Below are 274 nucleotides of genomic sequence, written 5' to 3'. Positions count from 1 at the left end.
CGGCTTCCGGGTCGCGGCCGTGCGCCCCCACATCGTCTGGGGCCCCGGCGACACCCAGCTGGTGGAACGCGTCATTGCGCGGGCCAGTGCCGGCCGGCTGCCGCTGCTGGACAACGGCGCCGCGCTGATCGACACCACCTATATCGACAACGCCGCGGCAGCCATTGTCCGTGCGCTCGAACGGATGGACCAGGCGCACGGCCAGGCCCTGGTGGTCACCAACGGCCAGCCCCGGCCGGTCGGCGAACTGATCGCCGGCATCTGCCGGGCCGCC

Annotated in this window: 1 protein-coding gene; it reads left to right on the top strand. The window is 73.4% G+C overall.

All coding sequences use genetic code 11. From position 1 onward, the window contains the following. On the top strand, nt 1–274 hold a 274-nt coding region (locus tag AC5RUJ_RS19035), incomplete at both ends, for an NAD-dependent epimerase/dehydratase family protein (RefSeq protein WP_494156613.1).

This window comes from Arthrobacter sp. Y3223164, assembly GCF_059091005.1.
The sequence above is the reverse complement of the archived record's forward strand: the minus strand, read 5'-3'. Positions and strand labels throughout refer to the sequence as shown.